Here is a 21664-nt window from a genome sequence, read left to right as displayed (position 1 = left end):
TCACATCCTCGCGAAGTTCTTCAGAATGTTCATGCCGAAACGATGACTTTTCTCCGGGTGAAATTGCAGCCCGAAGATGTTGTCGCGACAGATACCGGAGTCGAAGGCGAGTCCATAGCTTGTCTGGAGCATCGCGCTGGCGGGATCATCGACACGAACATAGTATGAATGAACGAAGTAGTAACGCAACTCCTCGCCCAGCCCAGTTGTCAGCTCATTCTCCTGAAGAGGGATAACGCTGTTCCAGCCCATATGAGGAACCTTCAATCCAGTACCGGGGGGAAAGCGATGAGCGCGTCCAGAAATCCAGCTAAGTCCTGGCCTTTTGCCTTCCTCGCTCCCGTCCGTCAGCAGCTGCATACCCAGGCAAACACCCAGAACCGGTATTTTTTCGACAAGCGCCTTGCGGTCGAGGACGTCGCGCAAGCCGGTAATATCGCCGATGCGCCCCATCGCTGCATCAAAGGCGCCGACCCCGGGAAGGATCAGTTTCGTCGCATTCCGAATCCGTTCCGGATCGGATTCTGTCCTCGCCTGAACACCGATACGCCGGAAAATATTTACCAGCGACCCGAGATTCCCCATCCCGTAATCGACGATGGTAATCATTGATCGTCCTCTAGAACAGCGGCTGCACCGAACAACTCCGCATAGCTGCCGCTTCGCACGATCGTCCCGTGGGCCAACTCATAAATGACGTCGCATTGCATTAGGGTCGTCAGGCGATGCGCAACCATGATCACCGTTATGTCGCGTCCAAATGCATTCAGCGCATCGATAACGCCGGATTCGGTCTCCGTGTCGAGGGCGCTGGTTGCCTCATCGAAAACGACGACACTGGCATTCTTGTAGAGCGCACGCGCAATGCCGATGCGTTGGCGCTGGCCACCGGACAGTCGCACACCGCGTTCGCCCACTTCCGTCTCGAAACCCTTGGGCCATGTTGCAATCGTGTCGGCAATCTGCGCGCCCCTCGCTGCCTGCAGAACTCGCTCCATCACGACTTCCGATCGGGCAACACCCAATGCGATATTCTCAAGAAGCGAGCCATCTACCAGATGGATGACCTGCGGCACGTGAGCGATGTTGCGGCGCCACGCCGGCTGCGTCGCTGACTTAACGGGCACGCCGTCGATGACAAGCGCACCTTCGGTAGGGGGAAGCAGCCCCATCAGAATATCCAGCAAAGTGCTCTTGCCGCCGCCCGTTACGCCGCAGATCCCAACACGCTGGCCGAAGGCGATCTGCATGTTGAAGTTCTTGAGAACAGGAACGTCTCGCCCGGGGTAGCAGAACGCCACGTTGGACAGTTCAATGGAACGGGCAAGCGGCAGAGGTTCGGTTGCCACCACTTCGGGATTTTCCATGGGCTCGTCAAGCAGGTTCAACACATCAACGAATGCCTGATTGCTGCTCCGGATGATGCTCCAGCACGAGTAGATCTGTTGAAGCATAGGCAAGAGACGCTGCGCACCCAGTGCAAAGGCGCCCAGAAGCGGCAGTGCGTTACTGGCTGCTCCGTCACGCCCCACGAAATAGGCGCCCATGACGGACAAGATGATCATGCCCAAGGTGACAATGATGTAGGCCGGGCTGGTGCTGACGATCATGACATTCGCCTGCACCCGCCGAAGATCGGCGCTGAGCTTGTGGAATCGGGTGCAATAGACCTCCTGCGACCCATCGATGAGGACGTCGCGGATGCCGCCAAGACTTTCCTGAAGGAGCTTGATGATCTCGTTGCTGAGCGCGCTCAGGCTTACGCTGTAGACCGCCAACCTCTCGCGCGTGGTGAAGATGATGCCGGCGTAGAGCACGCCAAACAGGACCATCATCAGGCACGCCACAAGCCAGTTGACAACGATGAGCGTCGTCACGATGCCCACTGCGATGATGGCCGATTGGACCAGGAGAAGCGTCGGGGCGATGATGTTCGACACCACGGTCCCGACCTTACCCGTCAGCGCGGCGATGATTTCGCTGCTGTTTCGCGAAACGTGCCGCAAATAGGCCTGATACATCATGCGGCGGAAGATCAGCGTCGCGATCTCGGTGCCGATGGCTTCCGTCATCCGGGCGTTTACCCAATTGGCCATGATACGGCTGACGGCCGCTACCGTCAGAACGGCGACCAGCAATGCGGTGGCAATGAAGATCGTCTGCTGGCCGCGCAATGCGGGCACCCATTCATAAAGAACTTCGAACAGTCCCGAATTCGCGCCTACCTGGCCGCCACCGAGCAGTCCGAGGAACGGAAACAGCGCCGCGATGCTCATCACCTCAATGAACGAACTTGCGATCGCCAGCAGAACAAGTCCAGCAAGCTGCCACGCGCGACGTCGCTCGAGCTTTCCTACCAGCCCGATGAAATTGCTGAAGAAGGACCGGTTCAAATGATCCACGGCTTGCGCATTATCCGGCATCAATCCACTCATTGCGCCATCCCGTAGTTCTCCTTGACATGATCTAGGGCACTACTGAAGATCGCGTTTTCCTTTCTTGTGATCGTCTCGTTATCAAACATGGCAATTGCCAGCTTCTGGCCCATTTCAGCGAGCCGCCGCGCCTCCTGCGGATCGTCAAGAAGCTCGCTGCAAGCTTGCGCAGCGGCGTCGATATCACGGAAGCGAACGAGCTTGCCGGAAAAACTATCGATTACCACCTCCGCCATCCATTCGACGTCATAGGCGACAACGGGCACGTTACAGATCATTTTCTCCGCAAGAGCCGAACCTGAATAGGTTTCGAAGGCGATCGCCGCGCCCCGAGTCCACTGAATCACCTCGTCATAGGGCTGGTTGCCCAAGATATGGACCCGTTCCTTGCAGGCCATTCCGGCGACCTGGCGCTTCACCTCGGGAAGCAGAATGCCATCGCCGATGACGACAAGTGACAGATCGGGATAGCGGTCAGCAAGGATCGCGAATACCGAAACGACATCCAGCGGGAACTTTTCTGTCGTGATACGCGCGACGAAAAGCATGTAGCGCCCTGCTAGCGGCGCGGGCCTCTGCTCGAGATTAAGAAAGGAAGTCGCCAGATGAATGCGGATCATCGTAAGGCGCTCGACGGGTGCACCCAACGCAAACGCATGTTCATAATTGTTCTTGTTGCGTCCGATGACGCAAAAGGCGTGCTTTATGGGCCATCCCAGGAGTGCATCGTTGCATGCGCGGAACACGATTCTCAGCCCGGGAATTCGGCCGAACCACTGAAAATAAAACGGCCAGCCCCAGATGCGGCGCAGCATCTCGTAATTGCCCGCAATTTCGATGACATGAGGAACATTCAGGGCGGCCGAAACCAACCCTGCGCACAGGGCGCTGTTTGCATGCTGCATGGATCGAATACAGAATACTCCCTTATCTGTCACGTAGTTCAGCATGCGTAAGGTTGTCATCAGCTCGCGCAACGGAAACGGGCTTTCCCGCATACCCAACGCCTGCATTCCGATGAAAAGGCGCGGCGTACGCCAACCGACAATTCGGATTCCAGGCAACGGACTGAACTCCTCGTCCTTGTCCGCATAGGGATCAAGTATATGAACCTCGGACGCGACGGGCGAGGTGAAGTAGGAAATGATCTCTTCCCCCTGAAGCCGATAGGCGTTGATGAGTCCTGGCTGAACGGCGAGCAGCGTCGGGATGGTCGCCGGGCGGAATGTTTTTTTCCGCTGCAGCCATGCCCACCACAGACGGGCACCACCAACGCAAATCACCCCCACCAAAAGGAATGGAAAGAGCATTACATCCGCAGTCAAGGCAGCAAGTTGCAACGCATATTGCTTCAGCTTACTCAACGTCATAACAGATCCAATGGCCATTTTCGGCGGATTTGCGGAACCCCTCCAGATCGTAGGACCATCCAACGATGCGAGCGTAGTGATCGATTTGCGCCTTGTGCAACACGATCTTGGAGATGCCGAATTCCTCTATGAAGCGCTCGACCGGACGTTTGAGAAGCGGGTACTCGTCGATATAGCGCTCGAAAATCCAGGAACCGTAAACACCGGGGTAGCAGACAACGCCGCAGCCTGTGCGCGCGGAGATGACCTGGCCGAGGTTGATGGGGAGGGGCAACACCCGGCTCTCACGGGTGACATTACCCGCCGCCAATATTTCCACGAGGCTGTCATTGCCGGCAACCGTTCGGCCTGCGTCCCGCCAGAGCGAAAGCCCGATGAATGCCAGCCTTAGAAACAGCGCTACCGCCAACAGGGTAACCGCACCGGCTGCCGTGGGTTGCTGAAGAATTTGCCAAGCCAGCATGAAAGGCAGGACAAAGGCCAGAACGTAATCCAGATATCGTTCGGATTCACCGAAATGGCGCAACGCCTTCGTCGTCGTCGCGAGGTAGACCGCAACAGTCGCCACAAGCAATCCGACAAACGTCGCCGGCAGATGTCCCCATCCAGCGATGAGGATGAGAAAGACGTCCGTATGCCGGACAATCGACTTGCCCGGCTCATAGCTGATAACGCGGAAGAAAATCGATCTCAGCGCAAACTTGAAAAGCAGGTCAACCAGCTCGCGCCACTCGGAGAGCGCCGTAAATTTGCTCAGCGACTCTGCAAAGACGCGGCTCTTAGCGGTGTAGAGCCGGTACGACTTAGAGAATTCCCATTGATCTTGCAATCCGAGCAGAAAGGTCTTGCCTCCCAGTATCATCGCCAGCCCGAACGCTCCGAGCAAGGCCAGCAGCAGCGCGCCGTCAAGGCTGGCGAGCGCCCAAAGGGGAAACACGAAAAAGAGCGCTTGTCTCGCAAACATCGATGTCGAGAGCGCAACGGAGCCGCTCAGCATGCTCACCACAAGAAACGCACTGTTGCCGTCCAGGCGCCAAAGCAGCGCGCCGACGTAGAAGAATCCGACGGAAAGCTTGGCCAGCAGCCGCTCGGACAAGGACAGAAGCAGGATGCCATGGCCGTGAAGAGCGTTGTTAGGCACGCTGAGGACGAAAAGCAGCACGGAAAGTCCGGCCATCAACGGAAAACCGCCCGGTATTGCCGATGACTGGTAAAGCAGCCGAAGCGGCGACTCGAAAAAGGAGACCAGCACCGGAAACGCTACAGAAAAGGCAACAAAGACAATGAGGTTGGGCAAGTAGGGACGCGCTTCAACGAGGCGCAGACCGAACAGACTTGCAAACCTGTGGAACAGCACCGGATAACGGTCAGGTCCGTTCTTCAAGTAGAATTCGGGAACACCCCGGTAAGATCCGCTCGCGCCGCACATCGTGCGCACAATGCAGTAGTGATATGCGGCATCCCCGAAAATTCCTTCTGCGAACCACTTCCTGTAAAATGCAATAAGAAAGATCCGCACAAAAAGTGCAAATGCAGCAGAAAATATAACGACCGATAGTATGCTCATATTACCTCGCCAGATCGCCGCCGGGCCTTGTACACAACTGACTTCATCAGGCTGGAACTTTCGAAGGGAAGCAATATTTCAGGTAGAAACTCATCGGAACAAGGTTGGCCTTCGCCAGAACAAAAAATAGCGGCCTGAAGAGTTCGAACCGTTTCTTGTAGGTCGGATATTCCGTCCAGTTCTTCGGCGGTTCCGACATGACCGCGTCGTACTGCTCGTCGCTGATGTCCAGGCGCTTCCTGAAGTAGGAGACCAGTTCCTCTTCTATATAAGGGGGTGTGTTGTACTCTGCCCATGCCTCGGCGCGCGACAGGGTCCCGTTGCGGACACGCGCCGAAAGCGTATTGTTGCGCATGTCCGCGCCGAATTTCTGCGGCAGATAGACACTGTGAAAAAATGAAGTCATCCGGTTTTCGAGGTGGTGCCCACCGTAGTACTGCCATCCGAAACGCTCCGCCAGCATGGCTTTTGCATCTTCCTTGGAATATTGCAGATACCACAGCGGGCGGATGAATTTTACACGGCGGAACAGGGCTGACCACAAGAAGCGCGAGAATGTCATCAGCGGATAAGTCTCGATCGGTTGACGACCGAAGCGGGCATGAATCCCCTGAATGTATCGGCCGTCGAAGTAATTGCGCCCCAAGGGGGTGATGCCCTCCTCGGCAAAGGAGTGCCCTTCGAGAATGTATCCGACCGAATATTTTGCGGCGACCATCCTTAGCAGATAGGCATACCCCAAATCTGTCGAGGCTTCGATTTCCGCCACGCCTGCCAGAAAAAAGGAGCGAAAGATATCATCGGCTTCCTTGTTGGCCACTACATGCGTGTAAAGATCCACGTCCAGGCCGCTCAGGACCTTGTGAATGTTCATTGTCGCAATCGCGGAATTCCAGGTGTTGTCGTAGTGGACGGCCAAAGGACGCAAGCCCCATTGCTTGGCCATGTAGACCAGATAGGATGAGTCTGTCCCGCCGCTGACACCAACGATACAATCGTAGCGCTTGCCGCGTCCGTCACGCTTGATGTCCTCGATTATCGCGGCGAAAGCGGCTTCACCCTTGGGCTGTCCGGTCCCATACTGCTCCTTGAGCATCTCGACCTGCCGGCAATAGTTGCAGACGCCCGCTTCGTCGAATTGGATCGCCGGTACTCGCTCATCGTAGATGCAACGGCTGCAGATGCGCAACCCTGCCTTGTCTATATCCGGATTGAGCCTCTGCACTCCGCCAGTACGATTCTGCGTGTCCGGATCGCCTTGGCAAGGTGGAACCGTTGCCTGATGTCCGGCCCGCATGCGAGTGTCCTGTTCGGAGAGAGTCATGATCGCATCAACCTGTCAAACAATGAAAAAGCGACAACGCGCTGCACTCATTCTGCCGGGCCCAGATCAAGCCGGTCTCCCGGCTGGACGAACGCGGCAAGTTCCTCGCCCCGTAATATCCGTCCCTGGTATTCCGCCTCTTGCAGATGCAGCATGCCTTGCCCACAGACCACCGCACGGTCGTCCTCATCCGTCGCGATCACAATCCCCGGCGTTGCAGCAGCGCTCTTGTCCAGTCCTCGCGCCGCCCAAACATACATCTTTTCTCCACGAAGCCAGGTAAATGCGCCGGGATAGGGCCTAGTTTGCGCCCGCACAAAGCGCTGAAGATAGCGGCTATCGCGCACCCAGTCGAGCACTCCGTCTTGCGGGCTCCGCTGCGGCATGACCCGGCGCCCGCCCGCCAGCTGCGGATGCGCCTTCAGCGTACCATCGGCCATGCGGGGCAGCGCATCGTACAGAAGCGCCAATCCCCTGTCCTCGATGCGGGCGTACAGAGTAGCAATCGTGTCGTCTTCGAAGATCGGTTCTTCCGCTTGGCCGAGAATTGGCCCGGTATCAACCCCGTCGTCCATTTCGAACAAGGTGATACCGGTGCGCGTCTCGCCGTTGATCATGGCCCATACAAGCGGAGCGCCGCCGCTGTAGTCCGGCAGCAACGAAGCGTGCAAGCCGTAGGCCGGGGCCAGCCGGCGCCACGCCTTGGGAATCATGTGATACCACCCAGCGACCAAGAAGCCGTCAGGCTTCCACGATCGTACTTCCTCGAAAAGCGCTGGATCGTTCATGGCGCTCTGAAGGACAGCGCAGGGCAGCCCACGCTCCTCGGCAAATTGGGCAACATCCACATACAGAACGTTGGTGACGCCCTCGGGACGGTAGGAAATCGAAAACGTCTGCGGCGCGGTTACAACCCCAACCAGATCGATCCCCGGCAGACGGCATGCGAGATCGAGGCACCGCAATCCGAAGCGGCTTGCACCAACAAATACCAGCTTCACAGCGAGCTCTTCATCCAGGCTTCGACATTGAGCAGCGACCAGATCAGCAGCCGCCTGTTCTGTTCACCACGCATGTGTTCGTTGACCAGCGACAGCACCGCATCACGGTCGAACAGATCGTAGATGCGCGCCTTGGGGTCGAGCAGGGTCGCGCGGACAAAATCGATGCTCTCACCTTTGAACCAGCTGGCATCCGGCGACGAAAATCCCTGCTTCTCAGCCTTGGTAACGTCCTGCGGGATCAGCTTTGACATCACGTCACGCAGGATCTGCTTGCCGTCGTTGGTCTTCTGGAAATACAGCCCCGCCTTGCTCCCGGGTTCGTTCTCGTTGATGCGCAGCACGTTCTGGAGATTATTGAGCTTCAGGCTCACCGGACAACGCATGGCGAAGTCAACCAGATCGTTGTCCATGAACGGCACGCGGGCCTCAAGGCCGTGTGCCATGCTGAGTTTGTCGTCGACAACGAACAGGCCGTGCAGGAAGGTCTTCGCCTCGAAGTAGAGCGAATGATTGATGTAGTCTTCCGGCCGATCCAGTTCGTTGTCGTGGGTCAGGAAGACATTGCGGAAAATGTCGCGCGTCCAGACATGCTTCACGTCGCCCCAGATCGGCGCAAAGACCTTCGCCAGCGCCTTATTCGGAATCAATCGCTGCCAAAATGTATAGTACTGGTCGATATAGTGTTCGAAATCCTGATTGATCGCCGCACGGTAGTAGCGCCAGGGATAACCGCCGAACAACTCATCGCCACCGGCGCCAGACAGGACGACCTTGACGAACTTGCTGGCAAGCTTGGAGGCATAGAAGTTCGGATAGCTCTGCCCCACGCGCGGCTCTTCCAGATGCCATGCCAGCTTGGGCAGGCAGCGTTCCATATCGCCGGCCTTCAGCACCATTTCGTAGTGCTCGGTCTTGAACCGGGCGGACATGGCCTCCGCCTTGGTTCGCTCATCGAATGCCAGCTCGATGCCCGAGGCCGAGCTGAGGTCAAAACCGCAGGTGAAGCTCTTGAGAAATGGAAATTGCTGTGCGGCAAGCGCGGTGATGGAACCGGAATCCATGCCGCCGCTGAGATAGGCTCCGAGTTCGACATCGCTGACCAGCTGACGATTGACGGCCTGCCGGAAAAGCCGTGCAAGCTCTTCCTGATACTCCACACGGTCGACTGGACCATCGGGCTCGCGGAACCGGTAGTCCCAGTAGCGTTGAACCTGAAGGGTCGGTTGGTCCAGGCTGAGGGTAGCGTAATGTCCAGCCGGAAGGAGATGAACATCTTCCAGCAGCGTCTGATCGGTGAAGAGATTCTGGAAGGTAAAGTATTCCAGAAGCGCAGGCTTGTTCAGCCGGCGCTGGAAGCCAGGCTGGGCGGTAATCGCCTTCTGCTCGGAGCCAAAGGCCAATGTGCGACCCTGCTCGCAGTAATAGAGCGGCTTGATGCCGTATCGGTCGCGGGCGAGAAGAAGGCGCCTCTCCTTGCGGTCCCAGAGGGCAAGCGCGTACATGCCGTTGAAGCGCAGCAACGCCTCCGGCCCCCAATGCGCCAGAGCGTAAAGAACAACTTCCGTATCGCTCTGGCTGCGGAACCAGATGCCTTCGGCCTCAAGTTCAGCCCGAAGCTCGCGGTAATTGTAGACCTCGCCATTATAGCTCAGCACATAGCGATGATCGGTGCTGATCATCGGCTGATGACCGGCCGGCGACAAGTCAATGATTGCCAATCGGCGGTGACCGAGGCCAATATTGCCCTCGATCCATTGGCCTTCGCCGTCAGGACCGCGATGGGCGATGGCATCGGTCATAGCTTTCAGGACGACCGGCGATGCCGGTGCGCCGTCCAGATGAAGAAGCCCCGCCAGACCACACATCAGAGGGCTCTCGCCAGTACCGTTTTGATCACATGCGCCTGCTCGGCCTCGGTCATGCCGTGGAAAAGCGGTAGCGAGATGCTGCAGTCGTTAGCCGCCCAGGCCATCGGAAAGTCCTCTTCGCGCAGCTTGTAGGTTTCACGATAGTAGGACAGCATGTGCACGGCGTGGGTCGCCGGCCGGGTCGAAACGCCTGCCCGCTGCAGCTCGTCCATCCAGGCGTTACGCTGCGCGTTGACCCGCCGGATCGAGTCTCCGGTCACCGGTTCCGGTTGGAACAGGCAGGCATAGCTCTGGTAGCCATGTTCGTATCCTTGAGGAACGGTGGGCGTGCGCAGCCAGGAGAGGCCGGCAAAAGCCTCGTCATAGACTGTTGCCAAGCGGCGGCGCTCGGCAATAATCGCCTCGGCGCGGTCCATCTGTGCGGCTCCGAGTGCCCCTTGCACATCGGTCATGCGCTGGTTGTAGCCTGCATCGGGATGATCCGCGAGCAGATAGGGACGCGGACCGTGATGGCGCTGCAGGTCGCTCATGGCGGCCCCGTGATCGCGAAGCCGGCGAACTCGCGTATCCAGGTCGGCGCTATTGGTCGTGACCATGCCGCCTTCGCCCGTCGTGATCGCCTTGCGCGGATGAAAGCTGAAACAGCCGGCGTCGCCGATCGTGCCGACATGACGGCCCTTGTAGCGGCTGCCGAAGCCGCAAGCAGCGTCTTCGATGACATGCAGACCATGAGCACGGGCCAGTTCCATCACCGGGTCCATGTCGGCGGAAAGGCCGAAGAGGTGCACGGGCAGAATGGCCTTGGTGCGCGGCGTGATGCGAGCTGCCGCATCCTCGACGTTCAAGTTAAACGTATTGAGGTCGATGTCGCAAAACACTGTCTTGCCGCCGAGATGCTCCACGACATTGGCCGTGGCGATCCATGTGAAGGCAGGAACGATGGCTTCATCTCCGGGACCGAATCCGAGTGCGGCCAATGACAGATGAAGCGCCGTGGTGCAGGATGTCGTAGCCGCGGAATGGGCGGCGCCTGTAAAGGCCGACCACTTGTCCTCGAAGGAGCCCACCTTCGGCCCCTGCACAAGCCAGCCGCTTCGCAGCGGTTCCAGAACGCTCAGGATTTCCTCTTGGGTCAGGTTCGTCCGCGCGATAGGAACGTTCAGTGCCACGGGCTCGCTCATCCTTCCAGCCCCACAGCCGCGCGACGAGCAGCTACTTCCGCCTTGTGATTGGCCCGCCAGGCGATCAGTCGTTTCAGGCCTTCCCGCAGATCGATGGTGGCGTTGAAGCCGATTTCGGCGCTTGCCTTTTTCGGGCAACCAATACGGTTGCGCACAAGGGTGGCCTGGCTGCGCGGCGCGTAATTGATCGGCTTTTCACAAGCGGTAAGTTCAAGGAGCATCTCGGCAAGCTCCTTTAGTGACGTCCGCTTGCCCGTGCCGACGTTATAATTGGTGTCGACGGTGTCCGCCTTCATCGCGCAAATATTGGCAAGGCCGCAATCTTCAACAGCAACGAAGTCGAATGCTTCAGATCCATCGCCCATGATCGTCGGGCTATCGCCGCGATCGATCGCGTCGAGCATCTTCATGATCACCGCGATGTAAGCACCATGATAGTCCTGGCGCGGACCGTAGACGTTCATGTACCGCATGCCGACATAGGACAGGCCGTAGCGGTGATGGAACGCCCGCAGCATCGCCTCGCCGGCGATCTTGGTGGCACCGTAGAAGTTCTTATTATTGAAGGGATGATCCTCATCCATCGGCTCGCGCAATGCATCGCCATAGACCGAAGCAGAAGAGGAATACACCAAACGCTTCACGCCCTTGGCGACACAGGCCTCCATGACGTTGAACGTGCCGCGCACATTAACGTCGAAAGCGGTTCGCGGAAATTCGTGGCACTGCAGAAGCCACAGAGCGGCGAGATGGAACACGCCATCCGCGCCCTCGAAAGCCGATTCCAGGATATCCGTCTGCATGACGTCGCCGCCGACATCGTAAATCTTGACGCGCGGATCCTTCAGGGCTTCCTGAAGGTTTTCGCGGCTTCCTCGAACGAAGTTGTCGTAAACGAGGACTTCCTTGATGTCCTCCTTGATCAGACGATCCACAACATGGGAGCCGATGAGACCAGCACCACCTACAACAACGAGCTTCTTGCCCTTAAGATCCATTCTGTTTCCCCTGTTCAATGCATGACAGTGATGAATATAACGAAGCCGGCAGGCCTATTCGGCGCGCAAGACGGCTACGACTGCCTCTTGCGCCTCTGCGGTGAGGTCCGCGGACATGGGCAGTGACATTACTTGTCGGGCCAGGCTTGAAGCGACCGGTGTGGGTTCGCTGTTGCTCAGCGCTTGGTAGGCGGGCTGCTCGTTCAGCGGCACAGGATAGTGGACCGCAGTCGGGATGCCGGCCCGCTGAAAGGCTGCCTGCGTCGCGTCCCGGTCGTCCAGCAGAACGGTATACTGAGCGTACACACTTGTGCGATCCGCGCGCTGCTGGACGCGCTTCACGCCAGCCGCATCCAGCATTTCGTTGTAGCGAGCACCGATCTGAAGGCGCTGTTCGATCTCCCACTCGAAGCGGTCGAGCTTGGCGAGGGTCACGGCACATTGCAACGTGTCCATGCGCCCGCCGACGCCGATGCGGGTGTGCACATAACGCTTGCTCTGGCCATGTACACGAATCTCGCGGAATGCTTGGGCCAACGCGTCGTCGTCGGTCAGGATCGCGCCGCCGTCCCCGTAGCAACCAAGTGGCTTGCTTGGAAAGAAGCTTGTGCAGCCAATCGCCGACAGGTGTCCACTTCTGCGTCCCTTGTAAAGCGCGCCGAAGCTTTGGGCTGCGTCCTCGATAACGGATATGTTGCCGTGCCGAGCCGCGATCGCGTTGATTTCGTCCATATCGGCCGGCTGGCCATACAAGCTGACGGGCATGATCGCGCGCGTCCGCTCGGTGATTTTTGCTTCAATTAGGCTGACATCGATGTTGCAGGTGTCAGGCTCGACATCGACGAAAACCGGCTTGCAGCCGAGGAGAACTATGACCTCTGCAGTGGCAACGAAAGTGAAAGGCGTGGTTATGACTTCGTCGCCCGGCTTCAGACCCAGCGCCATGAGGCTGATCAGCAACGCCTCGGTGCCGCTTGCCACGGTGATGCAGTGCGCCGCGCCGGTATAGGCCGCCAGCTTGTCCTCCAGTTCCTTGACCTCGGGACCCATGATGTACTGGCCGTGGTCAAGAACGCGGTTGATGCGCTCCTGTATCTGCGGCTTCAAAGCCTGATACTGCGCCTTGAGATCGATGAAGGGAATTGTCATGCGCTCACACCTTTCAGCACGTCACCCGCAAGCTCGTAACGCTTTCCGGTGTGAGGACAGGTATAGGACCCTTCCCCTTTCACCGGTAGGGGGATCTGTTCGCCATATTCGCTCATCCAGCCTATCTGCCGCGCAGGCACGCCGACCATCAACGCGTAGGGCTTGACGTCCTTGTTCACCACCGCACCGGCGCCAATGAAGGCGAAGGCGCCAATCGTCGTGCCGCAGACAATAGTACAGTTGGCCCCGAGCGAAGCACCCCGTTGAACCAACGTATTGTGATACTCGTCCTTGCGCTCAATCAGCGCGCGCGGATTGTAGACGTTCGTGAACACCATGCTGGGTCCGCAGAACACGCCTTCTTCCAGCGTGACGTTGTCATAAAGCGAGACGTTGTTCTGTATCTTGCAGCGGTCGCCCACGGTCACCTTGTTGCCGACGAAGACGTTCTGGCCGAGCGATACACCCTTGCCGATCCGCGCCCCGCCGCACACATGCACCCAGTGCCAGACACGGCTTCCCTCGCCGATCACCGCGCCATCGTCGATAATGGCGGTCGGGTGAACCTGATAGGTCATGATGCCCCGCCTCTCAATATTCAAGCGGAAGCGAAACGGTCTTGCCGTCGCGCGCGGAAATGTAGGCCGCGATCAAAAGCTCCAGCGACTTGAGACCTTCGCGGCCGTCGGTTTCCGGCTCGGCCTCGCCACGCAGCACGTCCACCACATTCTTGTAGTAGAGCGGATGGCCTAAACCGTAGACGGAGGTAGTTTCGTAATTGGCCGCCATGATCTCCTGGTCGTAATCCATCGACTCGTCGAAATCCCAGATTTGGATGTCGTTCACCGCGACGCCCCCCACGCGCACCGTGCCCTTCTCGCCCAGGATGGTGATGCTTCCCTCGAGGTTCTTTGGGAAGGTCAGCATCGTGACGCTCATGGAGCCGAGGGCGCCATTGCGCCATTTCACGTTGAGAACGCCCGTATCTTCGACTTCGATGTCGCGCGTGGTGCTCATCATTGCCTGCACCTTCTCAACCGGACCGATCAGCCAGTCGAGGAGATCGACGTAATGGCTGGCCTGGTTCATGAAGGCGCCGCCGTCAAATTCCCATGTGCCACGCCAGCCATGACCCTGATCGTAATAGGACTGGGGCCGAGTCCAGAAGACATTGAGATGCACCATGTGCACCTTTCCGAAGCGCTTCTCCATCATCGCGCGCTTCAACAGCTGCAATGTAGTATTGTGGCGGTTCTGCTTGACCACGAAAAGCCTGACGCCCGCCTCGTCGCAAGCGCGGACCATGCGCACGCCGTCAGCCCAGCGCGTCGCCATTGGCTTCTCGGTCATCACATGGACCTTGTACTTGGCGGCGAGCACGGCCTGTGACGGATGAATGCCGCTCGGCGTGCAGAGGGCGACAAGATCGATCTGCTCCTTCTGAAGCATTTCTTCCATGTCACTGTAGCCCGGGACATTGTATCGCTCGGAATGCTCCTTTAGGGCCGCCTCATCGGTGTCACAGACTGAGACCAATTCCATATGCGCGCCGTGGCGTTCGACTGAACCGAAATGGTTCTTGGAGATGCGTCCGCAACCCACAATGGCGATGCGGATCTTTCTGTCCAAAATTGCGTCAATCATATCTGTCTCACAAGCGTATGTCGGATTGCTCGGCCGACAGTACATATTTCAGGTCGTAAACCACGCACTTTGCCTTGCCCAGTGCACGGACGGCCTCAGCCCCCATGCTTTTGAACTGCTGATGCGCGACCGCGAGAATGACGGCGTCGTAATCGCCGTTTGCCGGTTCGTTCACCGGCGTGATGTCATATTCATGTCTGGCTTCTTCGGCAGAAACCCAGGGATCGTACACGTCGACCTCGCAATTGTAGTCGCGCAGTTCGCCCACGATGTCGACGACGCGCGTATTGCGCAGATCAGGACAGTTTTCCTTGAAGGCGAGGCCCATAACAAGCACGCGTGCGCCCTCGACCTGGATGCGCTTCTTGGTCATCGCCTTGACGAGTTGAGCCACCACATAGGTGCCCATGCCGTCATTCAGACGGCGCCCGGCGAGAATGATTTCGGGGTGATAACCAATCGCCTGCGCCTTGTGGGTGAGATAGTAGGGATCAACTCCGATGCAATGCCCACCCACCAGACCGGGACGAAACGGCAGGAAATTCCACTTGCTGCCCGCAGCCTTCAGAACCGCTTCCGTGTCAATGTCCATCTTGTTGAAGATGATCGCCAACTCGTTGATCAGGGCGATGTTCAGGTCTCGCTGAGTGTTTTCGATGACCTTCGCCGCCTCGGCGACCCGGATGCTTTCGGCCTTGTGCGTTCCTGCCGTGATGATCTCATTGTAGAGCGCGTCAATCAGGTCACTTATTTCGGGCGTCGAGCCGGAGGTCACCTTACGGATCGTTGTGACCCGGTGCTCCTTGTCGCCTGGATTAATGCGTTCCGGACTGTAGCCGCAGAAGAAATCAGCGTTGTACTTCAGACGGGAGTGCCGCTCTAGAACCGGTACGCAATCCTCTTCCGTGCAGCCGGGATAGACCGTTGATTCATAAATGACCATATCGCCCTTCTTGAGCACCTTGCCGACCGTCTCGCTCGCCTTCAGGAGCGGTGTGAGGTCGGGGCGCTTGAAGGCGTCGATGGGCGTTGGCACCGTCACGATGTAGCAGTTGCAGTCGCGCAGGTCATCAATTGATGAGCTGAATGTCAGATGTCTTGCGGCAGCGAGTTCTTCGCGCGTCGTTTCCAAGGTGGCGTCCACGCCGTTCCTCAGATCGTCGATACGCTTCTGGTTGATATCGAAACCGACGACCTCCCTCTTGCGGCCGAATTCGACGGCGAGCGGCAGACCAACATAACCAAGGCCGATAACGGCGAGCTTAACATCCTTAAGTTTCAATGCAATATTCCTCAAACGCTGTAATAGTCACGATACCACTTCACGAAATGAGCAATGCCGTCCGCAACCGTGGTGGACGGCTTGTACTGAAACTGTTCCACGAGATCGTTCACGTCGGCATAAGTGTCCGGCACATCTCCATCCTGCAACGGCAGCATCTCGAGTCGGGCCTTTTTCCCCAGCACATTTTCAAGCGCCCTGATATAATCCATCAGATCCACAGGGGCGCTATTGCCTATGTTGTAGATCCGCCACGGCGCGTTGCTGGTGCCCGGATCCGGGTTATCGCTCTGCCAGTTCGGATCGGGCCGCGCGGTTCGGTCGATGACGCGGAGTATGCCTTCGACGAGATCGTCCACATAGGTGAAATCCCGCCGGTGCCTGCCATGATTGAAGACCTGTAGTGGTTCGTCCGCCATCAGGGCCTTCGTAAACTTGAAGAGGGCCATGTCGGGTCGTCCCCAGGGCCCGTAGACTGTAAAGAACCTCAGACCTGTCGTGGGCAGCCCGAACAGGTGGCTGTAGGTATGGGCCATGAGCTCGTTGGACTTCTTGCTCGCCGCATACAGGCTCAGCGGATGATCAACGTTCTGGTGCACGGAGAATGGCATGGCCGTGTTCGCCCCGTAGACGCTCGACGTGCTGGCATAGACCAGATGTTCCACGCCGTTGTTGCGGCAGCCCTCGAGCACATTCAGGAAGCCGACAATATTGCTGTCTATGTAGGCGTAGGGATTCTCGATCGAGTAGCGTACGCCCGCCTGCGCGGCAAGATTGACGACCCGGTCCGGCCGATACCGCTCGAAGCACTCGCCCATTCCCTCACGGTTCGCCAGATCGAGCCGAAGATGCGTGTAGGCAGGATGGTTCGCAAACCGCGCGATGCGCGCCTCCTTCAGGGAGGGGTCGTAATAAGCGTTGTGATTGTCGACGCCGAGAACGCTGTCTCCGCGCTGCAGGAGACGCATGACGAGAGTTGCCCCGATAAAGCCCGCGGCACCGGTAACAAGCACCTTCACAATCGTTTCCTTCCCGGCCGAACCTAAATCCGACACTTGCGAATACTCAAAGCCCTGCGCGAACGACAGTCGCTAGGAGCACTCCCGGCCATCGGTCGCTCGGAACAGAGAGCAGTCCCCGTTCGTCTCGCCATCGCGAGCCAGCAGAGCAGCAAGGGCGGAAAATGCGTAGCGGCCATCGAACAAGCTACCGCAGTGCCATGCGCCGCAGGCGCATACACGTCAGTCCGGTCAATCGACCTTCAGCGGCACCTTTCTGTCGAAGCCGCCGCTGCAGGCTACGCGCGTCCCTGATAGCGCATCACCGGAGCTTTGAAAAGCCATCGGCGAAGCTCTTGTCGATATCAACACCCTCGCAAGCGCCACCACCTGCCCTGCAAGAGACCAAGCGCACCGCGCGTCACATCCAATTTGCAGGAAGACCCTAGATATGTTGCAGCGCTTCGGCTTCCGATTCATGCTCGAGATAAACCAGATCCACAATAGGCGCATCGGGGACATAGCCCGAGACCAGCGATTGAATGATTTGACGGATGACCCCGACGTCATTGATATTGGTTGCAAGCTCCAGACTTGCGAGCCGCACCTCCAACTCGCTCCAATCAACGAACTCATCCTTCGCCCGCATGATGCGCGGATGCGACGTCGGCGTGGGATTGTCGCCTATCAGCAACTCCTCATAAAGCTTCTCTCCAGGCCTCAGACCTGTCACGGTGATTTCTATGTCCCCGTCCGGATTGTCCTCGTCCCGGACGGACAGGCCCGAGAGTTCGATCATGCGCCGAGCTAGGTCCAGAATCTTCACCGGCTGCCCCATGTCCAACACGAAGACATCACCGCCTCTTGCCATCGCTCCCGCCTGAATGACCAGCTGCGCCGCCTCGGGGATCGTCATGAAATAGCGGGTCACCTCAAGATGCGTCAAAGTGATGGGACCGCCTTCGCGGATCTGCTGACGGAATTTAGGAACCACGGAGCCGGACGAACCGAGCACGTTACCGAAGCGGACCATCGTGAACTTCGTTCCCGACGAGTTGTCCGCGAGCGCCTGCAGCACCATCTCGGAGAGCCGCTTGCTGGCTCCCATGATATTGGTAGGCCGGACGGCCTTGTCGGTGCTGACCAGGACAAAATCCGCCACGCCGTTCTCGGCAGCCACCTGCGCCGTATGAAGCGTGCCGAATACATTGTTCTTCAGCCCCTCCGCAGGATTGTGCTCGACGAGCGGAACGTGCTTGTAGGCCGCGGCATGATAGACAGTGTCAGGAGACCAGGTCGACATGATCTCCTGCATACGAACGCGATCTTGAACGCTTGCCAGCAGCGGCACCAAGGCAATGTTGCGTTCGTTGCGCTTCTCCTCAAGCTCCTGATTGATGGCGTAGAGCGAGAATTCGGACTGCTCGACCAGGAGGAGCTTCGCCGGCCCAATGGCGATAATCTGGCGACATAGCTCGCTGCCGATGGAGCCGCCTGCTCCGGTCACGAGCACGACCTTGCCAAGGATATTGCGTGACAGGAGAATATGATTGGGCGATACCGGCTCCCGCCCCAACAGATCCTCGATGTCCAGTTCCCGCAGGTCCGACACGCTCACCTTGCCCTGCGCCAGCTCCACCAGACTCGGAAGCGTTCTGACCGCGACATGGACCTTGCGGATGCTCATGAGGATTTCGTTGCGGCGCCGGCGGGTGATGCGGGGCATTGCCAAGAGAACGCTGTTTATCGACAACGTTGTGACAAGATTCTCCAGATCCGAAGGGTCGTATATCCGCAGGCCGTTCAGGACGTGCCCGTGCAACCGCTGGTCATCGTCAAGGTAGCCGATCAGCTGCATCTCTATGCTGTTGGCCATCGCCTGCGCCAATTGCTGGCCCGCGTGCCCCGCACCATAGATCAAAACCTTTGGCCGAGCCGCCCGCTTGAGAATGTCGCGGTACTGGTCCCCGAGCCATACCCGCGCGAACACACGGGAAGCACCCACCAGAAGCAGGAGCAGTATCGGCTGAATGAGGCCAACCGTTCGGGGCACGTCGGACAGACCGATCACGGTGAAGAATGAGGCGTAAAGCACGCCGTAAATGCCGACCGCGCGTGCGACCGTCACCATGGCCGGCCAGCCGCTGTAGCGGAAGATGGCGCGGTAAAGCCCTGAAACGATGAAGATCGGTATCGCCAGACCGACGGACGCCGCTGCGGCGATCAGGGCGTTGCCCGACAATGCAACGAACTCGCCCAACCGCAGATAATAGGCGAACCAAAGCGCCAGAACGCACAGGCCCGTGTCAAGGCAGAGAACAACCGTGCGCTTCGACGCCCGCGACAGAGCCAGAACCGGAAATGCGAAATCTGAGAGACTGTATCTCAATCTGCCTGCTTCTCAGAGCACGAAATGCCCTGCCTACCTCTCACGGTACCTTGCGCAGGCTCGAAGAAGCCACGCGCAGTACAACCCGACGGCTCAGCAATTCGATCAGCACCATCGCCCTTCGATCGCCATCCGTCATCTGATAGACCCCTTCGATACCGTCGAATGCGCCGTGGGTGAGAGCCACCTTTTCGCCGCTCCGGAAGAGGGGCACCGGTTCGGCACCATGTCGCGCCTCACGGGCCTTCAATATCTCGATCAGCCTGTCATCGACCGGCGTTGGCTCCGTGCCGAAGCTGACCAGCCTGCTGACGCCGATCGTCGAGCGGATGGGGGTCCAGCTCTTGGCTGTCGGGCCACGCCCCAGGCGGACGAACAGATAGCGCGGAAACAGCGGCTGAACGGCAACCTCCAGCGTGCCTGAACGCACCACCTCGGCTGTATATGCAGGCAGGTAGCATTCATAACCCTGACGCTCCAGGTTTTCCAGAGCGCAGAGCTCGCGCCTGGGCTTCGTGTGAACCAGATACCAATGCACTGCAAACCCCCATCAAAGCGTCACCAGTAGATTGCCGTTAACCTCTCGTCAACCGGCCCGGCCATCGACGCAAACCCAAAGGTTCTGTCGCAAACTTTTGGCAGGGGCGCAGAAAACGGCTATCGCTGGACACAGTTATGCGGCGAGGGCGGCGAATTGTTGAAAGGCTGATGGCCATTGGTCGCAAACTGTTCCTTGCGGATCATATGTGCGACTTCCATCCCATCCAGTGTCGCTGATGCGGCTTGAAAGGATTTGAAGCCCTTCATTGGCCTTGTCAGCTTCTTGATGAAACGGTGATCCTGTTCAATCATGTTGTTGAGATATTTGGCTTGCAGAACTTCGATCAGCCAGAGCCAACCACGCAATAGCAGCAGGATATTCATGTTTTGCAACCCTGCCAAATTCGCACCGCTTTTGTCGATGACAACCTTTTCGGGCCAGCCATTATTCTCGATGGTGCGGGCGAAAAAATTGGTCGCGGCGGCGGCCTGATCGTGTCCCAGCGCGTGGTGTAGCTGGATTTCATAGCCATCGGTGATTTCCGGTAGGGTCGGATTGTTCAAGACCAACCTGAGGGACACCACCGATGACCGACGACATCATGAACCTGCGCTCACTCGTTGAGAAGAGCGCCGACGCCGATTTGCTACGGGATATGATCGGCTTTGCTGCCGAGAAGCTGATGGCGCTGGAGGTCGGGACGAAGACCGGCGCGGGCTATGGCGAGAAGAACGGCTTCCGACTTGCCCAACGCAACGGCTATCGCGACCGGGACTGGGAGACGCGGGCGGGCACCGTCGAGCTGCGTATTCCGAAGCTTCGCACAGGCAGCTACTTCCCGAGTTTCCCGGAGCCGCGCTGCATGGCGGAGAAGGCCCTGACTGCTGTGACCCAGGAGGCTTACATCCAGAGCGTTTCGACCCGATCCGGCGATGACCTCGTCAAGGCGATGGGCATGAGCGGCATCTCCACGAGCCAGGTATCCCGGCTCTGCGAGGAGATCGACGAGAAGGTGAAGGCCTTCCTCGACCGGCCCATTGAGGGGGAATGGCCATACCTCTGGATCGATGCCACCTATCTGAAGGTTCGTCGCGGCAGGAACTCCTCGATCGCGCACGGCAGAAATTTCTTCGTGCCGAAGAACTGCGCAAGGCGATCCAAAACGATGAGTTTCTGCTTCATTTCCAGCCGCAAATAGAACTGAAAACTGGTCTTGTGTCCGGCGTTGAAGCGCTCGTCAGATGGAATCATCCGTTGGAAGGTATGTTGCCTCCATCCGAGTTCATCTGTCTTGCGGAAGAAACGGGTGTAATCGTCGAGCTGGGTGAAGCAGTCCTCAAGAAAGCCTGCCACCAAGCCAAAAAATGGAGCATGAATGGTCGAGCCCGCGTCCCGGTGAGCGTCAACATGTCGCCGAAGCAGTTTCAAAATGCAGGTGTGGTTGATCACGTGAAAACTGCACTCAGGGAGAGCGGTTTGGACCCGTCGCTCCTTGAAATCGAGATTACCGAAAGTTCGGTCATGCGTGATATCGGTTCGGCCGTGGGCGTGATGAAAGAGCTCACCGATATGGGAGTCACTTTCGCAATTGACGATTTCGGAACCGGTTATTCGTGCTTGAATATGCTGAAAAAGCTCCCGTTCTCCCGTCTTAAAATCGATAGATCGTTCATCACAAACACGCCAGACGGCGAACAAGACTGTGCCATTGTCACGGCCATCTTGGACCTGGCGAGGAGCTTCAAGCTTCAGGTCGTGGCGGAGGGCGTTGAGACCATCGAGCAGGCGCAGTTCTTGCGCCTGGCGGGATGTGAACACGGGCAGGGCTATTTCTACAGCCGTCCCGTCTGTGTTCTCACCATTGATGCGCTTCTCGGCAATCAATATTAGCTCAGTTCCGGCCAGATCGTTGAA

Annotated in this window: 17 protein-coding genes and 2 pseudogenes; 2 read left to right on the top strand and 17 right to left on the bottom strand. The window is 58.1% G+C overall.

Annotated features, from left to right (window positions below; translation table 11 throughout):
- The 17 genes and pseudogenes from hisH to GH983_RS23530 all read right to left on the bottom strand — a co-directional run.
- Entirely contained in the window at positions 1 to 609 is a 609-nt protein-coding gene (gene hisH, locus GH983_RS23610; RefSeq protein ID WP_069044184.1) for an imidazole glycerol phosphate synthase subunit HisH, read from the bottom strand.
- Entirely contained in the window at positions 606 to 2435 is a 1830-nt protein-coding gene (locus tag GH983_RS23605; RefSeq protein WP_153763854.1) for an ABC transporter ATP-binding protein, read from the bottom strand. Before GH983_RS23605 ends, hisH begins: the two co-directional genes overlap by 4 nt.
- Positions 2432 to 3805, bottom strand: coding sequence for a glycosyltransferase (locus GH983_RS23600; protein WP_069044183.1), 1374 nt, complete (start codon positions 3803 to 3805; stop codon positions 2432 to 2434). Before GH983_RS23600 ends, GH983_RS23605 begins: the two co-directional genes overlap by 4 nt.
- Positions 3792 to 5372, bottom strand: coding sequence for a hypothetical protein (locus GH983_RS23595; RefSeq protein WP_150127574.1), 1581 nt, complete (start codon positions 5370 to 5372; stop codon positions 3792 to 3794). Before GH983_RS23595 ends, GH983_RS23600 begins: the two co-directional genes overlap by 14 nt.
- 46 nt (positions 5373 to 5418) lie before the next feature.
- Complete coding sequence (locus GH983_RS23590; protein ID WP_246727640.1) at positions 5419 to 6696, bottom strand: N-acetyl sugar amidotransferase; 1278 nt, start codon at positions 6694 to 6696, stop codon at positions 5419 to 5421.
- Between the two features lie 47 nt (positions 6697 to 6743).
- Entirely contained in the window at positions 6744 to 7697 is a 954-nt protein-coding gene (locus tag GH983_RS23585; RefSeq protein WP_153763853.1) for a methionyl-tRNA formyltransferase, read from the bottom strand.
- Complete coding sequence (asnB, locus tag GH983_RS23580; protein ID WP_069044180.1) at positions 7694 to 9565, bottom strand: asparagine synthase (glutamine-hydrolyzing); 1872 nt, start codon at positions 9563 to 9565, stop codon at positions 7694 to 7696. Before asnB ends, GH983_RS23585 begins: the two co-directional genes overlap by 4 nt.
- Entirely contained in the window at positions 9565 to 10737 is a 1173-nt protein-coding gene (locus GH983_RS23575) for a DegT/DnrJ/EryC1/StrS family aminotransferase (protein ID WP_335622549.1), read from the bottom strand. Before GH983_RS23575 ends, asnB begins: the two co-directional genes overlap by 1 nt.
- A gap of 8 nt (positions 10738 to 10745) precedes the next feature.
- Positions 10746 to 11747 (bottom strand): NAD-dependent epimerase/dehydratase family protein, encoded by a 1002-nt coding sequence (locus tag GH983_RS23570; RefSeq protein ID WP_069044178.1) that lies wholly within the window; start codon positions 11745 to 11747, stop codon positions 10746 to 10748.
- Between the two features lie 54 nt (positions 11748 to 11801).
- A complete protein-coding gene (locus GH983_RS23565; RefSeq protein ID WP_069044177.1) occupies positions 11802 to 12896 on the bottom strand; it encodes a DegT/DnrJ/EryC1/StrS aminotransferase family protein in 1095 nt (364 codons plus the stop codon).
- Positions 12893 to 13474: an acyltransferase gene (locus GH983_RS23560; protein WP_069044176.1), complete on the bottom strand. Its 582-nt coding sequence runs from the start codon at positions 13472 to 13474 to the stop codon at positions 12893 to 12895. Before GH983_RS23560 ends, GH983_RS23565 begins: the two co-directional genes overlap by 4 nt.
- Positions 13475 to 13487: 13 nt before the next feature.
- Positions 13488 to 14540, bottom strand: a complete 1053-nt coding sequence (locus tag GH983_RS23555) for a Gfo/Idh/MocA family protein (protein ID WP_153763852.1) — start codon at positions 14538 to 14540, stop codon at positions 13488 to 13490.
- A 7-nt stretch (positions 14541 to 14547) separates the two neighbouring features.
- A complete protein-coding gene (gene tviB, locus GH983_RS23550) occupies positions 14548 to 15822 on the bottom strand; it encodes a Vi polysaccharide biosynthesis UDP-N-acetylglucosamine C-6 dehydrogenase TviB (RefSeq protein ID WP_069044175.1) in 1275 nt (424 codons plus the stop codon).
- Positions 15823 to 15833: 11 nt separating this feature from the next.
- Positions 15834 to 16841 (bottom strand): NAD-dependent epimerase, encoded by a 1008-nt coding sequence (locus GH983_RS23545; RefSeq protein WP_069044174.1) that lies wholly within the window; start codon positions 16839 to 16841, stop codon positions 15834 to 15836.
- 424 nt (positions 16842 to 17265) lie between these two features.
- Positions 17266 to 19209, bottom strand: a complete 1944-nt coding sequence (locus tag GH983_RS23540) for a nucleoside-diphosphate sugar epimerase/dehydratase (RefSeq protein ID WP_069044173.1) — start codon at positions 19207 to 19209, stop codon at positions 17266 to 17268.
- Between the two features lie 40 nt (positions 19210 to 19249).
- Positions 19250 to 19747, bottom strand: coding sequence for a transcription/translation regulatory transformer protein RfaH (gene rfaH / locus GH983_RS23535; protein WP_069044172.1), 498 nt, complete (start codon positions 19745 to 19747; stop codon positions 19250 to 19252).
- Between the two features lie 135 nt (positions 19748 to 19882).
- Positions 19883 to 20232 (bottom strand): annotated as a pseudogene (locus GH983_RS23530) (DDE-type integrase/transposase/recombinase); the annotation flags it as partial.
- A gap of 104 nt (positions 20233 to 20336) precedes the next feature.
- Here GH983_RS23530 and GH983_RS23525 point away from each other — a divergent pair.
- Together GH983_RS23525 and GH983_RS23520 are read left to right on the top strand one after the other, a co-directional pair.
- Positions 20337 to 20846, top strand: a pseudogene (locus GH983_RS23525) (transposase); the annotation flags it as partial.
- Positions 20798 to 21640, top strand: a complete 843-nt coding sequence (locus tag GH983_RS23520) for a bifunctional diguanylate cyclase/phosphodiesterase (RefSeq protein ID WP_246727639.1) — start codon at positions 20798 to 20800, stop codon at positions 21638 to 21640. The pseudogene GH983_RS23525 and the gene GH983_RS23520, both read left to right, overlap by 49 nt.
- Positions 21641 to 21664 lie beyond the last annotated feature (24 nt).

The organism is Agrobacterium sp. MA01, from assembly GCF_009650195.1.
Classification (GTDB): domain Bacteria; phylum Pseudomonadota; class Alphaproteobacteria; order Rhizobiales; family Rhizobiaceae; genus Allorhizobium.
Note: the sequence above shows the minus strand (reverse complement) of the source record. Positions and strands in the feature narration are given on the sequence as shown.

Bases quoted from the DNA above. Each gene is read 5' to 3' on its own strand.
- hisH (WP_069044184.1), bottom strand. From the start codon at position 609: ATGATTACCATCGTCGATTACGGGATGGGGAATCTCGGGTCGCTGGTA.
- GH983_RS23605 (WP_153763854.1), bottom strand. From the start codon at position 2,435: ATGAGTGGATTGATGCCGGATAATGCGCAAGCCGTGGATCATTTGAAC.
- GH983_RS23600 (WP_069044183.1), bottom strand. From the start codon at position 3,805: ATGACGTTGAGTAAGCTGAAGCAATATGCGTTGCAACTTGCTGCCTTG.
- GH983_RS23595 (WP_150127574.1), bottom strand. From the start codon at position 5,372: ATGAGCATACTATCGGTCGTTATATTTTCTGCTGCATTTGCACTTTTT.
- GH983_RS23590 (WP_246727640.1), bottom strand. From the start codon at position 6,696: ATGACTCTCTCCGAACAGGACACTCGCATGCGGGCCGGACATCAGGCA.
- asnB (WP_069044180.1), bottom strand. From the start codon at position 9,565: ATGTGTGGTCTGGCGGGGCTTCTTCATCTGGACGGCGCACCGGCATCG.
- GH983_RS23570 (WP_069044178.1), bottom strand. From the start codon at position 11,747: ATGGATCTTAAGGGCAAGAAGCTCGTTGTTGTAGGTGGTGCTGGTCTC.
- GH983_RS23565 (WP_069044177.1), bottom strand. From the start codon at position 12,896: ATGACAATTCCCTTCATCGATCTCAAGGCGCAGTATCAGGCTTTGAAG.
- GH983_RS23560 (WP_069044176.1), bottom strand. From the start codon at position 13,474: ATGACCTATCAGGTTCACCCGACCGCCATTATCGACGATGGCGCGGTG.
- GH983_RS23555 (WP_153763852.1), bottom strand. From the start codon at position 14,540: ATGATTGACGCAATTTTGGACAGAAAGATCCGCATCGCCATTGTGGGT.
- GH983_RS23520 (WP_246727639.1), top strand. From the start codon at position 20,798: ATGGCCATACCTCTGGATCGATGCCACCTATCTGAAGGTTCGTCGCGG.